This is a genomic window from Acidiluteibacter ferrifornacis (assembly GCF_009909615.1).
GTDB lineage: Bacteria > Bacteroidota > Bacteroidia > Flavobacteriales_E > Vicingaceae > Acidiluteibacter > Acidiluteibacter ferrifornacis.
On sequence record NZ_WWNE01000018.1, the window covers coordinates 148529 to 170467 of the forward strand.

At 36.0% G+C, this 21939-nt stretch carries 17 protein-coding genes and 1 tRNA gene; 3 read left to right on the forward strand and 15 right to left on the reverse strand.

Annotated features, from left to right (window positions below; translation table 11 throughout):
* Positions 1–21 precede the first annotated feature (21 nt).
* The 6 genes from GQN54_RS14750 to chrA all read right to left on the reverse strand — a co-directional run bounded on the left by GQN54_RS14750 (position 22) and on the right by chrA (position 7312).
* Positions 22–1017, reverse strand: coding sequence for an NAD(P)-dependent alcohol dehydrogenase (locus GQN54_RS14750; protein WP_207554923.1), 996 nt, complete (start codon positions 1015–1017; stop codon positions 22–24).
* 98 nt (positions 1018–1115) lie between these two features.
* A complete protein-coding gene (locus GQN54_RS14755) occupies positions 1116–2924 on the reverse strand; it encodes a helix-turn-helix domain-containing protein (protein ID WP_207554924.1) in 1809 nt (602 codons plus the stop codon).
* A 120-nt stretch (positions 2925–3044) separates the two neighbouring features.
* Positions 3045–3281 carry a hypothetical protein gene (locus GQN54_RS14760; protein WP_160634333.1) on the reverse strand — a complete coding sequence of 79 codons (237 nt, stop codon included), beginning with the start codon at positions 3279–3281 and terminating at the stop codon, positions 3045–3047.
* A 53-nt stretch (positions 3282–3334) separates the two neighbouring features.
* Positions 3335–4849, reverse strand: a complete 1515-nt coding sequence (locus GQN54_RS14765) for a T9SS type A sorting domain-containing protein (RefSeq protein WP_160634334.1) — start codon at positions 4847–4849, stop codon at positions 3335–3337.
* Between the two features lie 528 nt (positions 4850–5377).
* On the reverse strand, positions 5378–5797 hold the full coding sequence (locus tag GQN54_RS14770; protein ID WP_160634335.1) for a hypothetical protein: 420 nt from the start codon (positions 5795–5797) through the stop codon (positions 5378–5380).
* 381 nt (positions 5798–6178) lie between these two features.
* Positions 6179–7312 carry a chromate efflux transporter gene (gene chrA, locus GQN54_RS14775; RefSeq protein WP_160634336.1) on the reverse strand — a complete coding sequence of 378 codons (1134 nt, stop codon included), beginning with the start codon at positions 7310–7312 and terminating at the stop codon, positions 6179–6181.
* 104 nt (positions 7313–7416) lie between these two features.
* Between chrA and hisS the strand changes: the two genes are divergently transcribed.
* Together hisS and hutH are read left to right on the forward strand one after the other, a co-directional pair.
* Positions 7417–8781, forward strand: a complete 1365-nt coding sequence (gene hisS / locus GQN54_RS14780; RefSeq protein ID WP_160634337.1) for a histidine--tRNA ligase — start codon at positions 7417–7419, stop codon at positions 8779–8781.
* A gap of 3 nt (positions 8782–8784) precedes the next feature.
* Complete coding sequence (gene hutH, locus GQN54_RS14785; RefSeq protein WP_160634338.1) at positions 8785–10320, forward strand: histidine ammonia-lyase; 1536 nt, start codon at positions 8785–8787, stop codon at positions 10318–10320.
* 157 nt (positions 10321–10477) lie between these two features.
* Here the strand turns inward: hutH and GQN54_RS14790 are convergent, their stop codons facing one another.
* The 6 genes from GQN54_RS14790 to GQN54_RS14815 form a co-directional block, all read right to left on the reverse strand.
* The gene (locus tag GQN54_RS14790) at positions 10478–11692 is read right to left on the reverse strand and encodes a porin (RefSeq protein ID WP_160634339.1); all 1215 of its coding nucleotides are present in this window, start codon (positions 11690–11692) and stop codon (positions 10478–10480) included.
* A gap of 56 nt (positions 11693–11748) precedes the next feature.
* Positions 11749–13230, reverse strand: coding sequence for a potassium/proton antiporter (locus tag GQN54_RS14795; protein WP_160634340.1), 1482 nt, complete (start codon positions 13228–13230; stop codon positions 11749–11751).
* A gap of 96 nt (positions 13231–13326) precedes the next feature.
* Positions 13327–15741 carry a TonB-dependent receptor domain-containing protein gene (locus GQN54_RS14800; protein ID WP_160634341.1) on the reverse strand — a complete coding sequence of 805 codons (2415 nt, stop codon included), beginning with the start codon at positions 15739–15741 and terminating at the stop codon, positions 13327–13329.
* Positions 15742–15743: 2 nt separating this feature from the next.
* Positions 15744–17090 carry an HTTM domain-containing protein gene (locus tag GQN54_RS14805; protein ID WP_160634342.1) on the reverse strand — a complete coding sequence of 449 codons (1347 nt, stop codon included), beginning with the start codon at positions 17088–17090 and terminating at the stop codon, positions 15744–15746.
* An 11-nt stretch (positions 17091–17101) separates the two neighbouring features.
* Positions 17102–18175: an imelysin family protein gene (locus tag GQN54_RS14810; protein WP_160634343.1), complete on the reverse strand. Its 1074-nt coding sequence runs from the start codon at positions 18173–18175 to the stop codon at positions 17102–17104.
* 36 nt (positions 18176–18211) lie between these two features.
* The gene (locus GQN54_RS14815; RefSeq protein ID WP_160634344.1) at positions 18212–19354 is read right to left on the reverse strand and encodes a DUF4856 domain-containing protein; all 1143 of its coding nucleotides are present in this window, start codon (positions 19352–19354) and stop codon (positions 18212–18214) included.
* A gap of 312 nt (positions 19355–19666) precedes the next feature.
* Between GQN54_RS14815 and GQN54_RS14820 the strand changes: the two genes are divergently transcribed.
* Positions 19667–19740 (forward strand) — tRNA-Arg (locus GQN54_RS14820).
* Positions 19741–20022: 282 nt separating this feature from the next.
* On the opposite strand, the gene GQN54_RS14825 is transcribed toward GQN54_RS14820, so the two are convergent.
* The 3 genes from GQN54_RS14825 to GQN54_RS14835 all read right to left on the reverse strand — a co-directional run bounded on the left by GQN54_RS14825 (position 20023) and on the right by GQN54_RS14835 (position 21795).
* Entirely contained in the window at positions 20023–20487 is a 465-nt protein-coding gene (locus GQN54_RS14825; RefSeq protein ID WP_317163993.1) for a VOC family protein, read from the reverse strand.
* Between the two features lie 313 nt (positions 20488–20800).
* Entirely contained in the window at positions 20801–21427 is a 627-nt protein-coding gene (locus GQN54_RS14830; protein ID WP_160634345.1) for a hypothetical protein, read from the reverse strand.
* Positions 21428–21429: 2 nt separating this feature from the next.
* A complete protein-coding gene (locus GQN54_RS14835) occupies positions 21430–21795 on the reverse strand; it encodes a hypothetical protein (RefSeq protein WP_160634346.1) in 366 nt (121 codons plus the stop codon).
* Between the last annotated feature and the right edge of the window lie 144 nt (positions 21796–21939).

The following is a 21939-nucleotide window of genomic DNA, read 5'->3' on the forward strand; positions in this document are numbered from 1 at the left end:
CATTACTCACTATCGATCTAATTATTTGTAATTGTTTAATATGATTACATTTCCCCTTTTGTGTCCTGAATCAATATAGCGATGTGCTTCTGCCAACTTCTCTAGAGGAAATTGTCGGTTGATAAAGGTTTTTAAACCTCCTGCTTTATAAATCTCCATCACTTTGGTTACCAAAATATTTAGACGCTCATCGGAATTGGTGCCTGTCGCTTCGAAAATTGCTTTCTTTTTACTAGAAATAGTAGATAGAAAGACTTCAAATAATAATGAAAAGCTCAATACAGGTGACAGATATAATCCCTTTTCGGTGAGTGCTGCTTTACAGATTCGAAATGAACTTTTTCCGACTGTATCATAAATAATATCGTATTGATTTACGGTTTTGGTAAAGTTTTCTTGGTTATAATTGATCACTATATCTGCACCTAATGATTTTACCAACCCCTCATTTTTTTCGCTACAAACTGCGGTTACGTGAGCGCCAAAATGTTTAGCAATTTGAATGGCCGAAGTACCTAATGCCCCTGAAGCTCCATTGATTAATACTTTTTGACCTTTTTCTATTTTTCCTTTCACTTTTAAGAAGTTGTACGATGTCACATGTCCGTCACAGAAATTGGCGGCTTCTTCAAAGTCAATGTAATTTGGAAGCGGATGTACTACACCGTTTTCTTTAATCACCAAGTATTCTGCATTAGCACTAAAATTTAATGTGGTTTCTCCAAATACGGCATCTCCTTTTTTAAAGCTCGTTACATCTTCACCAACTTTTTCAACTACTCCAGAAAACCCAGTTCCTGGAATGGGGTTTTTGGGTTTGGTTAAACCGAGAAACAACCTTCCGATATAAGGTTTCCCAGTTCGCATCATAGTATCAGCTCTGGTTGCAGAGGATACTTTTACTTTGATTAAAAGCTCATCAGATTTTGGGGTAGGTCGGTCAACTGTAACTACTTTTAAGACCTCGGGTGAACCATAGCCAGTGGCTACTATTGCTTTCATTTTTTTCGTTGCCATAATATTTAGTATTTAATTTTTGACAAAGAAAGTCACCCCAACTGTTTCAAAAGTGCTATAAAAAAACAAGAGGTTCTAGATTATAATTTAGAACGCATTTATTCTAAAGAACTGTGTTTCGTTTGATATTCTTTAGGCGTCATTCCAACTATTTTTTTGAAAGTAGTATTAAAAACTGTTTTTGAATTGAATCCACTTTCGTAAGCTAATCCAATAAGGGAAATGTGTTTGTTACTTGAATCTACTGCCAGCTTTTTAAACTCTTCTACTCTATATTGATTGATATACTCATTGTAATTTTGTTTCAAATGCTCGTTCAACAGCCATGACAATTGGTTGGGATGAATATTGATTTGATTGGCTAATGACCTTAGCGTAAGTTGAGGATTCAAGAACGGTTTTTCGGTTTGCATAAAATCCTTTAAAGTAGAGAGCATTTGCATTGAAGTGTTATCGTTTAGGGCCGAGGAGTTGTTAGTCGTGTTTATTTTTGAAGCATTAATGGGTGGGTAAGTTCGTGCATGATAAATCAGATATTGATCATCCGCCTGAATGGAATCTGCTAACGGATCGGAAAAGGTCAGTAGCAATACAGATGATTTATTGTTGTATAGCTTGTCCATCATTTTAAAAGCGGCATCGAATTGATTTAGATTAGCGTAGGCTAGGAATAAATATGCATGTGCTTGAAATGAGGTGTCCTTTTTAGCTCTAGATTCCAATTCTCTGAAGGAGTCCAATTCCCCTTCACCATTTGACTTTAAAATTTGAATTAAACATTGAAGGCCCAATCGTTCATCAGGCATGATGAGTTCATTTGGTGTTGTATTTAGTAAATGTTCCGCTTGTTGATACGCCCCTTTTTTGAGCAATACATATAACATTGTGATGATAGCAGGGATATTCTGAGCATTTTCATCTAATAATTGCTGCAAACTATTTTCAGCTTTATCAAATTGATAGGAGCGATAAAAGAAATAGGCTTCATAAAACATAGTTTCTTGATTCAGAGGATCAATAGACTTAACGTATTGTAATAGCGTATTTGCTGTATCTAATTCTCCTCTGAGTATGTAGAGAAAGGATAGAAATTGTTGACCTTCCGAATGGTTAGGTTTACTTATAATTGATTTTTGGATGTATTTTGCTGCTTTTCCAAAGTCGGCAGCTGTGAAGAAAGCTTGATTGGCCAATAAGTAGTTCAATGGCGCATATTCAGCATTAATCAACTTCGCTTTCATTAGGTGTTCATTCACCTTTATCCAGGTTTCCTGATTGGGGGCAAATCCGGCCACAGCCAAGAAACTATAAGCATCTGCCAAACCAACGTGCGCTTCTATGAGTTGATCGTCTATTTTGAGTGCCATTTCGAATAGTTCTATGGCCTCATTTACCGACGATGGATTCCATTTATTGAATAATTGTTTTGCCTTAAGACAATATTGATAAGCATCAATACTGTTAGTTACAGGTTTTACTAGATGTTCTGAAATCTCCAAATGACCATACTTTTCACGTAACTTTTCAGCAATTAAGAGACTGATTTCATCTTGAATTTGAAATACATTTTCCAATTTTCTATCCCATGTGCTAGACCAAAAGGTGTGGTCATTTTTGACCTCTATCAATTGTGCATGGATACGAATTTGTTGGCCATTGAACCTAACGCTTCCTTCTAATATGGTAGATACATTCAGTTGATTACTAATTTCTTGTAAGGAGTAATTCTTATTCTTAAAATAGAAGCTAGAAGTGCGGGAGGTCACACTTAATTGTTCAATATTAGACAACGCATTAATGATTTCATCAGTAATTCCATCACAAAAGAATTCGTTGGAATTGTCTGCACTTCGATTTACGAATGGTAAAACGGCGATTGATGTCTTTTTATCTTGTATAATCGTCAAGAGATTTTAGTAATTGATATCAATAATAGTGATGGCTAAACTAGTTGACTATTTTAAGAAATGCAAATTCAAAATAACACTTGCACCTGGTAGACCAGAATTGTGAATCAATACTTCCAATTAAATTGAGCTTCTTTTTTTGAGTAATTTTTGAACAACCAACATGCCAAATAGTTTCCCTTTTTTCAGTAGTAACTCAGGTTGCCAATTCTGCGATTCTTTCTCGATGAATGCCTGAAACTCCTTAGCAGCTAGTTGAGCAATTTCTGGAATAGAAGACCTGAACGGGTTGTTTAATGTATTTGGAATGTTAGTTTTAGAGATGTCTAAAGTAAAGTTGAACAGGTGGGGATTCATACAGGAATTTCCAAAATAAAAATGACACTGTAAAGATGCTTACTTTAAATTGATTATTTTTTTATAAACTTCTTACTAACGAAAAAATCATTTTCACTAACTATTCGCACTATATAGATCGAAGGTGGTAAGGATTCAACGTATATACTTTTACCTATTAACTTGCCGCTTAATACTTTCTCTGAATCGATATTAATAATTTCGTATTGAAACCCTTTCGTTAAATCAATACCATCAATGTGGAGTTCAGTCAAAGTAGGGTTGGGGTATAAATTTATTGAAGTTTCTACTGTATTTTTCTTTATTCCTATTGGTTCACATTGATAGAACTTCCAATTATTACTACCTGCATGATGAACAGCAGGTTTTGAATTCGTGTCGGGAATGAAAATGTGGGAAAGGTTTGGAGATTCTTCAAAATGGAGATAGTTTATCAATGAGTTGTTGCAAAGGTTTAAACTGTCTATATCATTACCGCCGAAGTAGATTTTCTCTAGTAATTGATTATTTGAAACATCTAACACAGTTAAATTAGAATTCTGAACATATAATTTTTTAAGATTAATATTTGTTGATACATCTATCCGATCAAGCAAATTAATAGAATGGATGAAGTTTCCTGTAGAAAGTGAATCTAAAACTGTTAAGCCGGTCACATCAATGGCTTCTAATTTAAAGCCAATACAATTTAACTGTTTTGTATTTATATTATTAGAGAAATCAACGTCCGAAAGTTGGTTAAATGATAAGTGTATAAATTGGAGTGCTGTATTATTAGATAGGTCTATGTTTTTTAGATTGTTAAATTGCAATTCAAGATGTTCAAGATTTATATTTTTACTTAAATTAATGCTATCTAATTTTTTATTTACATAGATACCAATGCACCTTAGGAATTTTAATTTAGGAGAATTTCTTAAATCAAGATTTCTTTGATTACTAGTGTATAAATATTCGAGATTGGGGTTATTAGATACATCTATAATGCCTGATGGTGAGGGACAAAAAAGGTATTTCAATTTTGAATTATTGGTAAGGTCTAAGTTGCGGGGATATAAATAATCTAATTTTTCTAAATTTGGCAGACCTGAAAAGTCTATATCATTATTAACTAATGGATAGTGTAATACGACTTCTTTGAGAGAATCATTTGTTCCGAAGTTTAATGAATCTAAATACTGTAGGCCTGTCGCATCAAGAAACTTTAGTTTGGTTTTATGAGACAAGTCTAATTTTGTCAAGTAATTGGTGCCACATGATAAATATTCCAAATTATTTAGCATGTTAGTTGGTATAGAGGTCAGTCTGTTGTTACTACAGTCCAAGCTATCTAGATTAGTGAAATACTCTAACCCTCCTAAATCTTTTATTTTTCTTGTGAGAACACCATAGCTAATGTCTAATGATTTGACTGGTGTAGCTTCATTTATACTTATTTCTCCATCTTGATTGGTATCAACACCATTTTGGATTAATCGTTTCTTTAAAATGGAATCCGGGAAAATAATGTTTTGACTAATGCTATTAAAATAGACGAAAAGGCTTATTAACAGTAGGCTTATCTTCATAATAATTGGGTATTATAGTCAATACAAAATAAAAATTACGTTTATTTATTCTATCAGACGGTAGATAGTTGTTTTTGAACTAACAAGATAATAATTAAATTAATTCTAAATTCATAAAATTGATAATTAATGTGTTGGCTTAGAGAAGTTTTCAAATGGCTACCATTTTTTTAAAACTTCTTACAGTAGTTGTCGTAAAATTTTAAGGAATTTCTATGATTATGCCTATTGGAATAGAAACCATCAATATGGTCTTTTTGCTAATTACAGAAGTATTTATATTCAGTATTTAGAAACTGACTGAGAAAATACCCTGATTCTAAAAGGCCAACGAAAAAGCCCCATGAGAGAAATGAAAGTTTTGGCTTGCTGTGGAATGGATGGATAAGTTGGGTGGTAAGGGCAGTAGTGACGAGCTTTAATTGTTAGTTAGGATTTTTAAATAATTTACTCTCCTGCTATTTCTTGGACGTAAAAAAATTGACTTACAGTCTAACGTTAAAAATGTTGTTCACTAAATTGAAACAGCTATAACTTTTGTCCTATAATTTCTTCTGAGAAATTTTTGCCACGTCCTCCCAGTTGAGTATTTATGTTAATTTTTGTATAGTCTAAAAAGAATACTTTAAATGTATTACCACTTCCGATTTCAGGCAAAGTTAAATTTCCTGATTCATCAATTATTGGAATAGATTCTTTCCCATAGTCGACAATAATACGATTTAAGCTATCAGGATGTTTTACTACTGTTCCAACATAAAAAGAGGTGTCGTAGATGGTGGTATCAAAAACCATATAGTACTTTGAATTGACTTGAAATAAGTAGTTCCCTTCATATTTGTTTCGATAGTCATCTTTGTTTGGAACTTGATTGTCGCTATCCTCTTTTTTACATGAAACAAAAATTAAAGAAAGAGCGAAAAAGGTAATAAAGAGTTTGTAATTCATACTGCTTCTATTTTCAGGGATGGAAGGTGTTAGATTATTGCATTTTAAATGTATGAAAGATAAGTTATATTATAATTCTTAGAAATTGAATACATTACTCTATTAGTGTGTTAAATGGAGGCTATTCTATATTTATTTTGGTATTTGTCGTCCAATGTATTTTTAATCTATCCACTACCAAGATACTCATTCCTCCTAAATCAATTAGCAGTATGTTGAAAAATAATGTGTTGAGTGCTAGAATTCCTAATCCTTAAAAAACATAATGTACAGCAAGCAAATCACCACTACTAGTCCAAACCAGTTGCGAGGTGGGACGTCTTTGATGTCTTCTATCAGGTATTTAATGCGTTTGTTCATGTTGTGTGGCAGAGAATAATATTAGGTGGTCAATAAGTGTAAGCCATATCCACTAACGGCACCTACTAATACAATGAGAATCGGATTTTTGAGGTTAAATCTAAAATATAGTATACCTGTAAAGGCAGCGATTACAGCCGTTCTCCAATCGGTGAAAATGTCACGTCCAAATTGAAGTAATACCGCAATCATAACACCTACAGCGCCCACATTGACAGCATCTAAAAAAGCACTTGCCATTTTTGAGCTTCTCAATTTTGGAATCAATGGATTCAACAACCACACAAACAAAAATGAAGGCAAGAAGATCCCCGCCGTGGCCATTAGCGCACCTTTGTATCCGTGTAAATAATATCCAATAAAACTAGCAGTAGATAAAACTGGGCCTGGTGTAAATTGTCCCATCGCCACAGCGTCTAATAATTCTGGTTTGGTCAACCAGCCCAGTCGTTCTACTAATTCTGCATCTAAATAGGCAATCAATACATAACCACTTCCAAATAGAATAGCTCCAACTTTCAAGAAGGTCCAGAACAATCCAACGGAAGTAATGGCAGTAACTCCTGAACCAGCGGCAGCAGGAATTAAAAGTGGCAATAATTTTCGCCCTTCTTTTGAAGAGTTGCGTTGACTCATAAATGAAAACAATAAACCTATACCACCGGCACTCAATATGGCAATGACTTCACTTAATCCAAAAACACTGAATAATATCACAAAAAACGCCAAAACCATGTGATGGTTTTCTTGGATGGCTTTGTTTCCCAATTTAAAAACAGCACTTAATATCACACACAATACGGCGGCTTGTATTCCGTAAAAGAAGGGCTCAATGGCAGGAACTTTACCATATTCAGTGTAGAAAACGGCTAAAATAACGGTAAGGATAGTGGCAGGAACGATAAACGAAATTCCCGCTACGAATAATCCGGCAACGCCGCCTCGGTGGTAGCCGCAATGCATGGCCATTTCGGTGGAGTTAGGTCCTGGAATCAAGTTGGTGGCACCTACCATGTCCAAAAAGTGCTGACGATCCATCCATTTTCGCTTGTTCACCACTTCTTCCTCCATCATTCCGATGTGAGCAGCTGGTCCTCCAAAAGCAACCAATCCTAACTTTCCAAACAATTTTCCGATTTCCAATAAGTGTCCCACAGTTGTTTTTTTCGCAAATTTATAGGTTTCTACTCGGACAAACCCCTTTTTATTTGAGCAATCACAGCGCAGTTTGTAATTTAGCAGCCAATTTACAGAACAACATGAGCAAAGGACTAGGAATCCCTAAAGGGACGAGAGATTTTTCACCGAAAGAAATGGTGCGACGAAACTATATTTTCGACACTATAAAGCGTGTGTTTCAAACGTATGGCTATATGCCAATAGAAACCCCTTCTATGGAAAATATGGAAACCTTGACTGGAAAGTACGGTGATGAAGGAGATCGATTAATCTTTAAGGTATTGAACAGTGGAGATTTCTTAGCTAAAGCTGATCAGACTGCATTAGCTGAGAAGGATAGTTTGAAAGTAACTAAAAGTATTTCAGAAAAAGCATTGCGTTATGACTTAACGGTTCCTTTTGCGCGCTACGTTGTTCAGCATCAAAATGACATCACTTTTCCTTTTAAGCGCTACCAAATTCAACCAGTTTGGCGTGCCGATCGTCCGCAAAGAGGTCGTTACAGAGAGTTTTACCAATGCGATGCCGATGTAGTGGGTTCTGATGCATTGATTCACGAAGTGGAATTGATTCAGATTTTTGACAAAGTATTGACACAATTGAATATTCCTTCGTTTACCATCAAATTGAACAATAGAAAGGTGTTGAGCGGAATTGCAGAAGTAATTGGACAGCCTGAGCAGTTGATTAATATCACGGTAGCGATTGATAAATTAGATAAAATCGGTAAAGAAAAGGTTTTAGAAGAGTTGACCGAAAGGGGAGTGAGGGCTGACGCCATTGAGAAATTATCTCCTTTGTTTGATTTATCAGGAACCAACGAACATAAATTGTCGATTTTGAAAAGTTTTCTTGCTGATTCCGAAGTTGGAATGAAGGGAATGGAAGAGCTGGAATACGTATTGAATTACATCCATTTAGTGGGATTAGAATCTGCGGAATTGGAGTTGGATGTGACTTTAGCCCGTGGGTTAAATTATTACACCGGAGCAATTTTCGAAGTGAAGGCGAACAATGTAAGCATAGGTAGTATTTGCGGTGGTGGTCGTTACGACGATTTAACTGGTATCTTTGGATTGAAAGACGTTTCGGGAGTAGGGATTTCTTTTGGAGCAGATCGGATTTACGATGTGTTAGAGGAATTGAATTTATTCCCTGAAATAGAAAATCAAACCACACAAATTTTGTTTTTGAACTTTGGAGAAAAGGAAGAACAGTTTGTTTTTAAAATAGCATCTCAGTTGCGCAACAAAGGAGTAAATGTAGAAGTGTATCCCGATGCTGCGAAATTGAAAAAGCAGATGAAATATGCCGACAACAAAAACATACCAACTACAGTAATTGTAGGAAGCGAAGAGTTGGCAAATAACACCCTTTCGGTGAAGAATATGAAAACCGGAGAACAAGAAAAAGTATCAGTAGAACAATATATTGCAAGATTTTAGGCCATGGGACGAAAAGTACATCACATCAGCAAAGAACGATTAACCGTTGAGCGAATTGAAACCATTTTAAATGGTGATTATGTGTTGGAGTTGAGCGAGGAAGCGAAGAATTCAATTGTAGCTTGTCGGGAATTTTTGGATAAAAAGGTGGAGCGCAGTGAAGATCCTATTTATGGAATTAATACCGGTTTTGGGTCTTTATGCGATACAGAGATTGATAAACAAGATTTACAAAAACTACAACGCAACTTAGTGATTTCTCACGCATGCGGAATGGGAGAGAAGGTACCGAATGTGATTGTTAAAATCATGTTATTGCTGAAAGTACAGAGTTTGTCTTACGGACATTCAGGAGTCCAATTAGAAACCGTCGAGCGATTGATCGGATTTTTCAACAATGACATTTATCCCATTATTTATACACAAGGTTCTTTGGGTGCTTCAGGCGATTTAGCTCCTTTGGCGCATTTGTCGTTGCCCTTGTTGGGCTTGGGCGAAGTAATGCATTATGGAGCTAAACGAACTGGGGAGAAGATGAATGAAAAGATGGGTTGGAAACCGATTGTATTACAATCCAAAGAAGGATTGGCTCTCTTGAATGGCACACAATTTATGAGTGCTTATTCCTGCTATATTTTAATGGAATTAAGACGATTGTCTGCAATATCTGATGTGAATGCCGCCATGAGTATAGAAGCCTTTGATGGTCGGATTGAAGCATTTGATCCGTTGGTGCATGAAGTACGTCCGCACAATGGTCAGAAAGTCACAGCTAAGAATATTCGATTGATTTTGGAAGGCAGTGAGTTGATTCGTAGGGAGAAAAAGCACGTCCAAGATCCATATTGCTTGAGATGTGTTCCTCAAGTGCATGGAGCTTCAAAAGATACGTTTGCTTATGTCAATCAGGTGGTAGAAACGGAGATTAATTCAGTGACTGATAATCCAGTGATTTTTGAATCTGCGGATAAAATCATTTCTGCAGGAAACTTCCACGGTCAACCGTTGGCATTGGTGATGGATTTTGTGGCCATTGCGATGGCTGAGTTAGCAAGTATTTCGGAGCGTAGAGTGTATAAATTGGTTTCAGGTCAACGAGGGTTGCCAGCATTTTTGGTTAAAAAACCTGGATTAAACTCAGGGTTTATGATTGCACAATACGCTGCTGCTTCAGCGGTCAGTCAGAATAAACAATTGTGCACCCCGGCTTCTGTTGATACCATCGATTCTAGTAACGGGCAAGAGGACCATGTGAGTATGGGGGCTAACGCTGCTACGAAGGCTTTCAAAGTGTTGAAGAATTTAGAGAACGTACTAGCTATCGAATGGTTCGCAGCTTCTCAAGGCTACGAGTTGAGAAACGCAGATGAGAAAACATCTAAATTCTTAAGAGAGCAATTGAAAAACTACCGCAAGGAAGTGGATTTTGTGGAAGAAGATATCGAAATGTACAAGTCGATTCAAGCAACTTCTAAATTCTTAAAAACTAGAAATATTAGATGCGAAGTAGATGGAGCCATTGCGAAACTAAAAGATTAGCGTAAATCAACTTTTTCTTTCTTTCTTTCTTTCTTTGAGAAGATGTTTAATCAGTGTGTACCGCTTGTTACTTCGATTGGACTTTGCGCACGCGTTTTAAGAGATCTATTTATAGTTGCTTTAAAGCGCTTTTAGAAAAAGTGTTGAGGGTTTGTGGTTAGATACCTATTTCTACTTGTATTCTACCATACCAGTTTTGGCGGTCAACTCTGCCGATAAAATCTAACATTTCAGTTGTAATTTCAGCTTGAAGTTTAAAAGAATGTTCTTTCAAATATTTACTCACTCCAAAAGTATATTGTTTGGCCTCACCAACAAATGCTCTGATTTCATTGGTAGGTCTGCTGTAGGAATAGCGCCCAATTAATTCTAAATCATTTTTGAAAATATAGCTCAACTGACCATCATAACCACGTCCGGTTAATGCGTAATTAAAGGTAGAGCCTGTTGTGTCGAGTTGGTCGAAAGCAAAAGAGGACCCTTCGGTTCTTCTTTGCATAAATGCTGTTTGTAGCGCCCATCCTTTGTATTTCACAACTCCGTCAAGAAAAACGTAGTGTAAATTTTTTTGTTCATACAATGCATCCCCTCTCTGACCTTGAGTTTGAAGGGCGCTGTTGTTGAATTGGTAAGCAGCTGAAAGCATTACCTTGGGCGTTTGTTCCCGCATTAAATCTCCTTCAAAGTATGCTCCATTTCTAGTAAAAGATCCTAAAGGAAAAATTTCTGCTTTTGCTGTATAAGCTAATCCCATATCGTCCTGACTATTGAAATTTCTCCCTTCTCCAGTGGTGATAGAACTTTTGATATTATAGCCAAAACTTTCTAATTTTTCGTGTAAATAGTAGATGTGAAAACCAAAATCACGATCCACATTAAATCGGCTGTTATTGATTGATCGATCTGTTAACTGTAACGCTCCGGATGAATTAATTCGTTGACGATTTCCGGGTATTTTAGTTTGTCCGAAACCAATATTCCACCTAGCATTTGGTCGATAAAAGAAAACTGCATCACGAATAATATTGATGTTATCTCCATCTTCTATTACTCCATGGTCTTGAGGAGAGAATGACAATTGAATAACATATAAAAATCGCGGGTCTCCAACAAATCCATCAAATCTCAGCCGAAGTCGTCTAATTTGTGCATTGATGTAATCATCTTGGCCCTCCTTACTATAAAATGTCGCTCTATTTTGCATTCTAAAACGAATGTTGAATTGAAAAAGACTGTCAGGAGAGGTTAATCCTAAACCTTTTCCGAAGTTATAGTAAGGTAGCGCTGCTAATTTTACATCATTGTTATCGCTTTGAGCGAAAGTACATTGAACAAAAACGAAGAAAAGGAGAAGAGTGGATAGATATTTCATAGCTAATTTTTCAGGTGGCGAAGTTAATTAACTATCTAATAATACTCGAACAAAATTTAGTCCATAACTTCAGTAGGTTCTATTTTAAGGCACTCATAAACCTGATCCATACCCGATTGGCTATCTGAAAGCACAATCAATATATCATTGGGTTCAATTTCTGTAGATCCATTTGGAGTAAGGAATTTTTCTCCTCTTTTTATCATCGCGATTATCGCCATTTTGGGGAACTCTAGTTGAACAATTTTCTTTCCAACTATATAATTGTCAGCAGGAATTTCAATCTCACGCATGGCTGTTTTCGCATGTTCCGATAAGAAAATATCAATGGGTGCCTTTTGCTTCACTTTTTCTGGTAAGGCTACGTGCAATAGTTTCGCAATTACTGTTAATGTAGTTCCTTGAATTAATACTGAAGTCAAAGAAATGAAGAATACAATATTGAAAATCATTTCTGCTTTATCGATGCCTGCAATTAGCGGATAAGTCGCAAATACAATAGGTACTGCTCCTCTTAAACCTACCCAAGAGATATAAAATCTCCGACGCATTTTCATGCGGAAGGGCAAAAGGCTAATCATAACACTTAAAGGTCTGGCTACAAAAATCAGAAATAATGATATGATTAATCCAATGCCAATCACATCGATAACCTTACTGGGGTAGACCAATAAACCCAGCGTTAGGAAGAGTACTATTTGCATCAGCCATGCTAAACCATCAAACATTTTTAAAATGGTTTTTTTGTGGATTAGGTTTTGATTACCCAAATAAACCGCACATAAATAAACCGCTAAAAAGCCATTTCCACCAAAAAAGTCGGTTGCAGAAAAGGTGATGAACATTAAGGCAATAACCAATACAGGATACAATCCTTCGAAGTCAAGTTTGATTTTGTTAATGACTAATTGACTGATTTTACCGAACCCCAATCCTAGAATTCCACCAACAATCATTTGCTGAAAGAACAGTGGTATAATCGACACCACGCTTAATTCTTGATTGATTACTAATCCTAAAAATGCAATGGTTAAAATGTAAGCCATCGGGTCGTTACTACCACTTTCGAGTTCCAAAGTAGGTCGTATGTTTTTTCTCAAAGCCAAACTTTTGGAGCGTAGTATGGAGAATACTGCCGCGGCATCTGTCGAAGAAACGATGGCTCCTAACAATAACCCTTCATAAATAGTAAAATCGGTGATGTACCAAACGAAAGTTCCTAGGGCAACGGCTGTCAATAATACGCCAACGGTAGAAAGCATAATTCCTTGCCACAACACAGGTTTGATCGCACCCCAAGTAGTGTCTAAACCTCCAGAAAATAGAATGAAGTTGAGAGAAACTATCCCGATGAATTGCGCAATTTTAAAGTCATTGAAGTTGATTCCTCCTAATCCTTCCGAACCCGCCAGCATTCCGACTAGTAAGAACAATACCAAGGTGGGAACACCAAATCTATAAGAGGTCTTTCCCGCTAAAATACTGATGAATAATAGCAGGGAGCCAATTAAAAGGATGTTTTCAATAGTAAGGGTCATTCAATATTCTTGTTTTGTGAGTGATGAAAAATTGCCGGTAAGGAGGCAATTTTTTCAAGTGCATTTCGGTCAAAGATACAGATTGCTGGTTTTATTCTACCACTTAAATTGCAAGGTAAGGTAGCAATTTCTAGGCTCCGCAGGAATAATACCTGGACCGGGATAACCAGAAGCTCTTCGGGTAAAATAGGAATTATTCAAAAGGTTATTTACACCGCTGTATAGGCTGAAATACTTTTTAAATTCATAAGAAACGGATAAATCCATTACAGAGTAGGAGGGAACAATTCCATTAACAGCATTGGCCGTAGACTCTGAATTTGTAGCATCTGTGTAATGCTGTGCAGTATATGAATATTGATAATTCAATTTAAGATTTTTAAATCGAAAAGCCATTCCTGATTTAAATATTATTGGCGCCACTAATTCTACTTCATTTCCATCAATGGCTTCATTATCACTATTAATGTAAGTGGCCTCCATTACTGAAAAGTTGGAGAAGACACTCCATCCAAAAGATTCTGTTTTTGATTTGAATAATTTCAATAACTCAACTTCAACAAAAGTTTCTATACCATAACTTCTAGAGTCGGAAACATTGGTTCTAAGCAAGTAGTAATTGAATAAATTTTCATCAATCTTTTGAATTTGTCCGATTCTATTGTTGTAGGATAATAAAAAGGCACTTGCGTCGTAGCTGATGATGTCTTTATAACTTCCTCTAATTCCGACGTCTGCGGTGTAGCCTGTTTCGTCTTTTAAGTTGGGATCCACGCGAGCATTGGTATTCACTATCCGCATGTCATTAAAATTAATGGATCGATAATTTTGAGAAAAATTGGAGTAATACTCTAAGTTATCTTTCGGCTTATACGATAACCCAATTCCTCCCAAAAGAAAGCTTCTACTTTTAGCTCGATTATCTTCAATGTTGTCTTCAAACAGGATATTTCCAGATAAATCGACAGAGCGAACTTTATAATACCCTTCAGACTCTGTGTTGATATATTCAAAACGAACACCAGGGGTTACTGACCACTTTTCGTTGATATAAAAAATGTTTTCACTAAAAAGGGCTAAGTTCTGACTCGGAAAATCATAATCGGAATGTTCTAGATTGTTTGGCCTCAAATAATTGAAGTCCGCATCTGAGTTGGCCGAACCATTTCCTTGTTTTCGATCGGTAAATCCACTATAGTAGCGCGCTCCGAACAGTGCGATATTGCTTTTGTTGAATAGTTGATATCGGTGAAGTATTCTGGATTCAATACCATAATTTTTAAAATCGTCCACCAACAAATCACGCTCTCCCATTGGGTCATTCCGATTGATATCTCCTAAAAATCCCAAGGCGTCTCTTCCTGCTATCAGTCCAAAAGCTCGAGTGTTGAATGTGGTTTTATTGGAAATTCGGTAATCGAAGTTGATGGCAGCTAAGTTCCAATCAACTTGAAACCAGTTTCTATCTCTTATGGATTGTTGTGGGTCTTGATTAAATCTGACATCGGTTAAACCTCCTGCTTGTTGTGCCAAATAATGCATGTAAGTATATTCGACCCCAATATCCATTTTGGGGTTAATAGCATAGCGCAGATTGGCATGAGCTGTATGAACATCGAATTCGGAGTTGTCTCTCCATCCATCACCAGTTTTGTACTGATAAAACCCATAATATTTCCATTTTCCTTTTGTCCCACCGATGCTAGCGAAGGTATTGTTAAAACCAAAAGAGCCGACTGTTTCTCTGACAATTATTTCAATTGGTCGATCATTTGGGCCGTCTTTTAATTTGAAGTTAATAAAGCCACCAAATTGAGTTCCGTACTGCAAAGAAGCTGCTCCTCTCACTATTTCAATTCGCTCCACGGCTTCGCTAGGAGGAGAGTAGTAGCTTTCAGGATAACCCAAAGCATCTGCACTCATGTCGTAGCCATTTTGGCGAGTGTTAAAGTTAGAAACACGATTGGGATTCAGGCCTCGTCCACCGATTCCTAACTGAATTCCGGCACCGTCATTTTCCCAAATATTCAACCCAGCTACTTTTGCGAATACTTGTCGTGAATTGTTGGTGGCTAAATTACCAGCTACATCTTCCATCACCACTACTTCCGATTTTTTTCCTGCATAGATCGCTGTTCCTTCCACACTTTTTAATCGGCTAATCCCGAAATTATTTTCCTTTTTAGCTTCAATTTTTACTTCCTCAATGTTTTGAGAGAACAGTTGTAGTTCAAAATTAACAGATTGGTCAGTGGGTAGTTCTACAGTTTTGACTTGGCTTTGGTAGTCAAGGTTAAAGGCTGATACGTGAATAACGCCTGAACGTTCGACTTGAAAGGTATAGATACCCTTTTCATTAGTTGCAGTCTTTTGCTGGGTTTCCACTATGATGACTTCAGCTCCTACAAGTGGTCCATTCTTATCCGAAACAATCCCTTTTACAAAAGAGCTTTGAGCCAATAAATGCAGCGACGCGGATACAAGAAAGAATAGAAAAAGGGCGATTCGCATTGTTAATTCACAGGGTTAAATGGTTTAATCCACTTTTTGGGTGCAAAAGTATCTTTTAGTTTGGTTAAATCCGCAGTTGGATCAATCATTAATTGAGTTCTGCTACCATTTAAAGTCACATAGCTTTCTACCGTTATAATGGGATCTTGAATACCCTTTGATTGGTAATATTCTTCCAGATAATGAGCAAATTGCAATATCATATCAGCTTGTGTGCTCATCATCTTCTCTTGATTCAATGTGAGAAAGTCGTAGTTATTTACCTCCCAAGTTCTATTGGTTTTAGGATCAGTAATGTGAAAGATGGCATAACCTGCTTTCTCCATTAGCATCACTCGCCATGAGAAGCGATACCCTTGTTCTGTCCAAAATAGTTTCCCCGGATAGGCTAAAAACCGAAATGGAAACAACAATTGGAAAGTTAAAAATAGCATTGCTAGATACTTTAATAGGTTATTTTTTATTGATAGTATCTTGTCAGGCGTATGAGAACTAAATTTTAGTTGGAAAGTTCGGCTCAACTTATTTTGCATTTTTAAATGCCATTCGGCTGAAAAGAAAATAAGTGTTGCACCAATCATTACAAAAGGAAACATTCCAATTTGGAACAAGAAATAGGTGGCCAAATGAAACACAACAACAAAGAAATAGGCGATGAAGCGATATTTCTTTGACAACAAGAAAAATGGAATCAACAAATCATAAAAGGCACCAAACCAAGAAAATAAATAAGCTACCCAAGTTTTAGTTAGCAGGTTCCCCACCAACGGAATATTGGCCTTAGCAGGCAACCAAATTTTGAGTGGTAGAGCTTTTAGCATCCAGTCGGAGTTGAGTTTTGCTAGTCCAGCATAGCAGTAAACAATACCCAGTTGTACTTTTAGAATTCCAATACAATAGAGTGGGAGATGAGTTATTTGCTCTTGTGGTTTTCTTAACGTGCGTAAGGAAAAGAAGCGATCTGCAGGAAGAAAAATAAGTAGTAAGCAAACAATGCTAACAAAGTAATAATGATTGAGGTAATTAGTTTTATCTATCAATTCCACATAGGTGAAAGAAAGAAAGGCCAAAATAGAGGCTAGGCGGTACCAAAAACCGATGGCCATAAACAGGAAACTGAAGCCCATAATGACAAATACGGCATACATTCCTACAGGATTCAGGGGCTGAATGAATTCAAATCCAAAGTATTTGAAATAGAAAGTAGGAGCGATGTATAGGTCATATACCCAACCTTTCAGCATAAAACGCAGAACCCCTGCAAACATAATCAACCCAAAAATGAGTCGGAAGCTTGCAAGGGGTGCAATGTGCGTGGGAATGGAAATTCGCCGAATTAATTCCTTCATTTCGTCATGAATTAATCTCCATCATTATCTTGATAGGTAATCAAGATTCCCAATCTAGAGGGCAATTCAATTTTTATAAGTAGTATTAATTTTTGTAGTTCTTGATAGGCCGATTGTACTTTCGTTTGATCATTTTTTATTTCCTCAGAGAGTGGGCTTCCCAATTCTTGAAGCTTTGAATGCGCAATAGAAAATTGATTTTTGATGTCATTGTCTAATTCAGCAGCATTTATTGCAATTAAATAATCGTCAAAGCTTTTTCGGTTAATTCCATCTTGACCCACACCCAAGTACATTTTTTCCATGGCTTCTAGGTTCTCTATTGCCAAAGAAGTAGAAATACCACTATAAACAGCTTCGCATTTTTCAGGAAGAATAACTCCTAGCGATCTAATCCCTACTGGAATTCCAATTTTTCCATCTCTAAAGTTTCGTTCATAATGTTGGTTCCAAGCGTTCACTAAAATACCGATAGAACTACCAACATCGCTACCAGTTTTAGTGTTGAAAGTATTTGTATAGCTTGTTTTCCACTCATTCAATACCGTTTCAGTATTTACTTTTAAATCAGCCATGAGGGCGTCCATGTATTGAACACGATTGCCGTTTTTAAATAGTGCTACAGTCGCGTTTACCTCTTGTTCGAAAAGTAAATAGTCCATTGCAGGAAAACCTTTAACGGTATAACTGCTTAGTGTATTAACATTATAAATACCATCCCGGATATTCGTTTTAATTTTGGAAGTGTCAGTAGGGAAGGTATTGGTATTGTTTCGTAAACTTATATTTGCCGCTGGGCCGAATTCTAAGTAATTGACTAATTGGTATTTGGTGTAGGCCACTTCAAACGCCGCTCTTAATTCCTCCATAGTAGTTGAGTCAAGAGCCCCTTTAAACGATTGCCATTTAGTATCTAATTGGATTACCGATTCGTTTAGAGCGATATAGTTGGGTATAAATACTTCCTGACTAAGATTAGTAAGCATTTCAGCTTGGTTAAAATTAGCAGAAATATCATCCTTTTTATCATCGTCACACGAATAAAGCAGTACCGAGATTACAATTAGGATAATGAGGTTTTTCATGGTCAATTATTTACGACAAAATGGAGAAGTAAGATTTTAAAGAATGTCTTTAACAGCATTCAAATTATATCTACCGCTGATTTCCGTTTTTAGATTGTTTAACCCATTAGTTGTAACATTCCATAGGTTTTTCCCAATATTGTTTTCAATCAATTGTTCCACCTCTTGTAATGTTATTTTTCTATAATTAGGATGACCGAATTTTAATGCTTTAGCAAATCCAACTAATTCCGAAAGAACATGCATTCGATCTCCATCTGTAGTAGCATTTAGAGCTGAGTTTACATAATGAACCGCTGCCGCAGCTGCCAAACGCTCTAAAGATTCGTTTAACACTTGAATCTGCGCATTTCTTTCAGTGTATTGTTTCATCACAATGGCTTGACGAGCAGTTTTATAAGCATTCATGATTGCATCGATTGAACCGGTATTAGCATTCAACTCTTCACTATATGCAGCCCAAAATTTAGGAGATTCACTGCCATCGTATGCTGAACTAAAATTCACAGGAGCTCCATAATAGCCAAACGCCTCATCCATATGGTGCTCCATTTTAGTATAATTACTTCCCTCTTCTAAATTTGTGTTGTCTACACTGTTTCCAATTTTCTCATCAGTTGTGTATACATTAGAAATCTGATACATAATTAATGAACCCATCATTCCTTTTTCAAATACTTGGGTAAATTCAAACCCACTGTCGCTAACAAGGATGGTGTTTCCATTACTTCTTTGTAATAATCCTGCAGTACCATTTGATGCCGTAATGTTGTTAGCACCATTTGTACTCGCTAATTCCACTTCAGCAAAAAGAGATTTATAAAATGAAACATCTGGTGCAAAGGTTTTATCGGCTAACTGTTTGGTAGAAGTAAAGCTAAAATTACCATTACCATTATTATTGGTGTTTTCAAACATATCTAGTAAAGTAGACTCAGCTACCAAACTTCCATTATCTCCAGTTTTTAACACCGCTTTCATTTCTACCAACTGATTCAATCGGTCGGTCTGTCCTGAATAAGACACTGAAGAAGCACCATTTCTACTAAACTCATAAGTAGCAGGTGTAGGTACAGAAATATCAGGAGTTACTTGATCATCATCGCTGTCACAAGCGGTAAGTGTTGCTGCTATTAAAGCAGGGAAAATCAATTGTTTGAAATTAAATCTAGGGTTCATAGTTGAGCTTATTTTTATTTAAACTGATTCTAAATAAGGTTTTCGGTTGCAAAACTAGGACTGATGAAAAGGAATTACAATACCACATGGAGGGTATTTTTTATTGTTGAACAAATCTTAACTTGAAATTAACTTTCTTTCTGTTGAGAAGTACGCCAATTGAAAGCAGTAAGGTGCTTGTTTTGGTATATAAATATCAATATATGAGTGGATTAAAAAATATTTAAATATTTGGCAAAAAGATATTGTATAAAACTAAAGAAAGTAGTTTCTTTGCATTCCTTTTTGAAAGACGTCAAAGTCTTAAAAAATGGTCGAGTAGCTCAGCTGGATAGAGCATCTGCCTTCTAAGCAGACGGTCACAGGTTCGAATCCTGTCTCGATCACTAGAGCAGAAAATCCCACATTGCTTTGCAATGTGGGATTTTTTTGTTGGTCATATTTATAACTAGCTGATTGAATAGTAGATTTGATTAAGTTTCATCAATTTAATAATTAATCAGTTCAATTTGAATGTCCTTTTCAGTACAAGTTCTAACGATACCTGCTATATTGATCGAGTTTGGACTTTTCACTCTTAATACTTTATCACAAGCCAATTGTCGGTTATACAATGTTAGCGGTTAGGTATTTTTTGGTTCGTTCAATTTCAGCTTTTTGCCTGCTATTTAGTCTATTGCTTCCCAAAGTTGAACCTTGTTTCCTTCTCCGTCAAGGATATGAACAAACTTGCCATAGTCGTACGTTTCAATTTTGTCCACAATGGTTACGCCTTCTTTTTTCAATTCTTCAACGAGTGTTTCTAGGTTTTCAACTCGGTAACAAATCATAAATCCCTTGTCAAAATATTTTGAGTCTTGGGCAAATGGTGTCCATTGTGTTTGAGCTTTAGTTGTACTGTCAGGACTTTCATACCATTCAAAAGTCGCACCATATGGATTAGTATCAAGTCCAAGGTGTTTTTGATACCATTCTGTTGTCGACTTTGGGTCTTTGCATTTAAAAAATACGCCGCCAATTCCTGTTACCTTTTTCATATTATTATCGTTGTTATTTGTTGATATTGACTTAAAAGCGAATCCTAGACAAAAGGTCGTCGCAAGTGTCAAAACTATTAAAATTGGTTTCTTCATTATTGTCATTTAAATATTGTCAATCGATAAATGGTTGTTCTTTCACTGTTCGTTAAGATACATGCGTTACAAAGTTAAAGATACATGAGTTACACTATTTTTTGATAAACTTTAATTGTTTTTTCATGTTCTTTTCTTGATTTTTCATGAACGAATCCTAAAAATACTTTCTATAAAAGACTCTTTAAATTCCATTACCAATCTCCAGAGCACCGATACATTTTCTTTTCTCCAAAATTCGTCCCGATAGCTATCGGGAGCGAATTTTACGGAGTATCAGAGAGTAAATTAACTTTCTTAACCTGCTGACTCACTATGCACTATATTTAATGTTAGCTGCTTTTTTTCTTCCAATCCACACACTTCCAACTCTTTTACTGTATCTAGTTTCAGGTTTACCATCAATAGTAATTTCATCTTTTTGATATCCTTCCTCAATTAGCTCTTTTATATCATCTGGCTCTAAATTCTCTATGTTTTCGAAAGCAAAGTCCTCATCCATATATTCCTCAAAAACGAATTTATCTAAATCATAAACTTTTGAATTCCATTTTGATTTTGGGAATATAGTTTGTTCATTGGCTTTTCTGAAATAATTGTTCCTTTTTATTCCTTCCTTGTCAACTTTCGCACAAACTATTTGACTTCTAATAAAATTAGGGTCATTTATCCAAATTTGAAGATCAAATAGTTTGTTTTGCTTTTCATATTCAATTTCCCATCTGTCATATATGTCTATTAACCTTGCTAGAATTGCTTTTGAGTACCAATGTGGAGGATTCCTTTCACAAACCCTATTCCAAGGGTCGATTCTAATTTTTACGTAATCTTCATAATATTTTTCAAAAGCTTCAAAGTCAGGATAGGTATTGTTTTTATACCAATTTTCAATATGATATAATCTTCTTTTCCATCCTCTTATTTTTGATTTATAATGCATTCTTAATAGTTCAATTTGATCTTATATCCTAGAGTTGAAGAGTTTCGTTTTAAGTCTTCCAAAGTTTCCTTTCGTTTTTTTTGTCTTCTCATCTCTAGAAAATATGCCCAACTGCCAAAAGTCAGTATAGATATTATCATAATTACGGAACTCCTTTTTACTTTCTTTGAACTATAATCAAATTTAAATGTCTGAATTTCATTTTTTAATTCATACGGAATACTAGACTGTTTAACCTTATCTTGAAACCTTTGAAATTCAATTATTAGTTGATTCAGTTCATCATCTGAAACACTCCCATCCTTTAAATGCCTCTCGCATTCAGCAGCAACAAAGTCTAGATATTTTATAGTAGTTTGAATGTCCATTTGAAATTGCAGCTAAAGGTTTGGCTAAGCTTTCGGGCGGATTTTACAAACGCTAACCTGTCGGCCGTGACCAAAGATAGCAGATAAGCAAAAACCTTGAGGCAAGCCGTCAACCCGCCTGAAGCTTAGCCTTTGTTAGCTACT

What these genes read in the sequence shown, in the direction of transcription:
- GQN54_RS14810 (WP_160634343.1), bottom strand. Translation starts at nt 18,175, where the DNA reads ATGAAAAACCTCATTATCCTAATTGTAATCTCGGTACTGCTTTATTCG.
- GQN54_RS14815 (WP_160634344.1), bottom strand. Translation starts at nt 19,354, where the DNA reads ATGAACCCTAGATTTAATTTCAAACAATTGATTTTCCCTGCTTTAATA.
- GQN54_RS14795 (WP_160634340.1), bottom strand. Translation starts at nt 13,230, where the DNA reads ATGACCCTTACTATTGAAAACATCCTTTTAATTGGCTCCCTGCTATTA.
- GQN54_RS14800 (WP_160634341.1), bottom strand. Translation starts at nt 15,741, where the DNA reads ATGCGAATCGCCCTTTTTCTATTCTTTCTTGTATCCGCGTCGCTGCAT.
- hisS (WP_160634337.1), top strand. Translation starts at nt 7,417, where the DNA reads ATGAGCAAAGGACTAGGAATCCCTAAAGGGACGAGAGATTTTTCACCG.
- GQN54_RS14830 (WP_160634345.1), bottom strand. Translation starts at nt 21,427, where the DNA reads ATGCATTATAAATCAAAAATAAGAGGATGGAAAAGAAGATTATATCAT.
- GQN54_RS14770 (WP_160634335.1), bottom strand. Translation starts at nt 5,797, where the DNA reads ATGAATTACAAACTCTTTATTACCTTTTTCGCTCTTTCTTTAATTTTT.
- GQN54_RS14750 (WP_207554923.1), bottom strand. Translation starts at nt 1,017, where the DNA reads ATGGCAACGAAAAAAATGAAAGCAATAGTAGCCACTGGCTATGGTTCA.
- GQN54_RS14805 (WP_160634342.1), bottom strand. Translation starts at nt 17,090, where the DNA reads ATGAAGGAATTAATTCGGCGAATTTCCATTCCCACGCACATTGCACCC.
- GQN54_RS14765 (WP_160634334.1), bottom strand. Translation starts at nt 4,849, where the DNA reads ATGAAGATAAGCCTACTGTTAATAAGCCTTTTCGTCTATTTTAATAGC.
- GQN54_RS14790 (WP_160634339.1), bottom strand. Translation starts at nt 11,692, where the DNA reads ATGAAATATCTATCCACTCTTCTCCTTTTCTTCGTTTTTGTTCAATGT.
- GQN54_RS14835 (WP_160634346.1), bottom strand. Translation starts at nt 21,795, where the DNA reads ATGGACATTCAAACTACTATAAAATATCTAGACTTTGTTGCTGCTGAA.
- GQN54_RS14825 (WP_317163993.1), bottom strand. Translation starts at nt 20,487, where the DNA reads ATGAAGAAACCAATTTTAATAGTTTTGACACTTGCGACGACCTTTTGT.
- GQN54_RS14760 (WP_160634333.1), bottom strand. Translation starts at nt 3,281, where the DNA reads ATGAATCCCCACCTGTTCAACTTTACTTTAGACATCTCTAAAACTAAC.
- hutH (WP_160634338.1), top strand. Translation starts at nt 8,785, where the DNA reads ATGGGACGAAAAGTACATCACATCAGCAAAGAACGATTAACCGTTGAG.